Below are 2,120 nucleotides of genomic sequence, written 5' to 3'. Positions count from 1 at the left end.
CGAGCGATTTTTTCTTCGGCAATCCGAACCTCAAGTTCTTTCTGCTGGGCTTCCAGCTTTTCCAAACGCGATTTGGTGGAGTTGGTCAGCACACCTGCTTGAATGGCGTTCAGCATATTTTCAATGCCGTTCTCTACCTCGCGCATCTGCTTTTCCAGCAAAGGGAGCGTGGTGTTTTCCTGATCCTGCAACTCCATGACTTCTGCAACGATGGCATCAATCACGGCATCGTCCTGAATCAGCTTCATGGTTTCAGCTATGACCAAATCTTCCAGCCACTCTTTACGGACGGTCTTTTTCTTGCAGGTCTTGAAACGCTTCGCGGTGGCGCACTTATAATAATGATGAACGATCTTGTTTCTACCCGTACCGCACTCGCCGAACATCATGGCACCGCACATTCCGCAGAACAGCTTGGTGGTGAGCAAGTAATCGTCCTCGGCCTTGTGACGGGCAGGAGCGCGGCTGTTCTTTTTGATTTTCAGCTGCACTTCCTCAAACAAGTCCTTGTCCACGATGGCCGGGATACTGTCGGGCATCACAATGTCCTTGAAGTGGTTTTCTCCGATGTACCGTTTATTCGTCAGCAGCGTCTGAACACTGTTGTAGGTGAACTTCTGATTGCGGTTGGTGGTCACGCCACTGTCGTTCAGCCAGTTCATCAGTTCCTTCATAGTTGCGCCATCGTTGTACCGCTGAAAGGCTTCTACCACAAAGGGAGCTTTCAGCGGGTCGACTTGAAAGAACTTCTCCTCGTCCACCTTGAAGCCAATGGGAATCGTGCCGCCGTTGTACTTCCCCTTCAGAACATTCTCGGTCATGCCGCGCACAACTTTTTCAGAAAGTTCTGCCGAGTAGTATTCAGCCATGCCAGTGAGCATACTCTTGACCATGATACCCGCAGGGCTGTCAGAGATAGGCTCCGTGGCAGACACCAGCTTGACATGATTTCGTTCCAACTGGTACTCATAGTGCGCTGAATCATAGCGGTTCCGGGCAAAACGGTCGAGTTTCCAGACCAGCACGATGTCAAACAGCCGTTTTTCGCTGTCCTTGATCATCTGTTGGAAGTCCGGGCGGTTGTCAGTTTTGGCAGAAAGGGCGCGGTCAATGTAGTGCTTGACCACGGTAATGCCGTTCTTTTCGGCGTAGGCCGTACACTCGCGAATCTGACCTTCGATGGATTCTTCACGCTGGTTATCGCTGGAATAGCGAGCATAGATCACGGCGGTCATGCGAACACCCCTTTCACTTCATTCTCCGCAGGCGGCGCACAAGGTCGGATGCACTGTACAGCACACGAGCCACCGACACGGCATCCTCGCCCACAATGTAGAACACCGAGTAGTTGTCCACCAGCATCTGCCGCAGCCCTTGGGTGCGTTCCGGTTCGCTTTCCACCAGCGCGCAGCGTTCCGGCAGGATGTTCAGCGACTGGATGGCTTCTGCAATGCGGTTATACTGCCCCATAGCCGTGTCAGGCTCCAGCAGGCGGTCAGCAATGTAGCTGTAAATCTGCTCCATATCACTAAGGGCTGCATGGGAAATTTTTACGTCATACTGCTTCATCTGTGCTGTTCCCTGAACTGTGCGAATGCGCTTGCAGCATCCACGGTATCACCGTTCTGAATCTCTTTGATGCCCACCTGCAAGGCTGCATGAAGCTGGTCATCGGTCATGGTGTCAGCGTTCAGAGCCGCAGGAGCCTTCGGCAGGGACAGCGAGAAGGGGATGCCGCCAGTCAGGGTGATCTGGCGCAGGTACATATCAATGGCTGTTGCCATCGGAATGCCGAGCTGCTTCAGTACATCTTCGGCTTGCTGCTTGACGGTAGGGTTCACACGAAGATTGAGTGTCATTGTTTTTTCCATGGTTATCACCTCGGCTTTATTGTAACGTATTTTGCGTTGCAAATCAACAACTCCCAAACTTATAATTAAATTTCTCCATATTGCACAACATAACTTCAGGTTCTCCGACTTCTAAAATTTTGCTTCATACCAATACCAATGTGCTGCAATTCGTTCAGTATATTGTGTATACCATTTGAACAAAAAGAAGAAGTCAAACAAATCCGGCTACCCGGATGAAGCAATCAAGACCCTTGCACGTTGCTTTTA

At 50.9% G+C, this 2,120-nt stretch carries 3 protein-coding genes; all 3 read right to left on the bottom strand.

All coding sequences use genetic code 11. The annotated features are described in order from the left end of the window. Nucleotides 1-1,235: recombinase family protein (locus tag DWY76_RS13710; protein WP_133300822.1), on the bottom strand; the 1,235-nt coding region annotated here is incomplete at its 3' end. Between the two features lie 13 nt (nt 1,236-1,248). Next, nucleotides 1,249-1,569, bottom strand: a complete 321-nt coding sequence (locus DWY76_RS13705; RefSeq protein WP_015537812.1) for a type II toxin-antitoxin system RelE/ParE family toxin — start codon at nt 1,567-1,569, stop codon at nt 1,249-1,251. Next, entirely contained in the window at nt 1,566-1,871 is a 306-nt protein-coding gene (locus DWY76_RS13700; protein WP_035393314.1) for a type II toxin-antitoxin system RelB/DinJ family antitoxin, read from the bottom strand. The genes DWY76_RS13705 and DWY76_RS13700 overlap by 4 nt, the downstream gene beginning before the upstream one ends. Nucleotides 1,872-2,120: the final 249 nt, after the last annotated feature.

The organism is Faecalibacterium sp. AF27-11BH (assembly GCF_003603005.1).
Lineage (GTDB): Bacteria > Bacillota > Clostridia > Oscillospirales > Ruminococcaceae > Faecalibacterium > Faecalibacterium taiwanense.
Note: the sequence above shows the minus strand (reverse complement) of the source record. Positions and strands in the feature narration are given on the sequence as shown.

Bases quoted from the DNA above. Each gene is read 5' to 3' on its own strand.
- DWY76_RS13700 (WP_035393314.1), bottom strand. From the start codon at position 1,871: ATGGAAAAAACAATGACACTCAATCTTCGTGTGAACCCTACCGTCAAG.
- DWY76_RS13705 (WP_015537812.1), bottom strand. From the start codon at position 1,569: ATGAAGCAGTATGACGTAAAAATTTCCCATGCAGCCCTTAGTGATATG.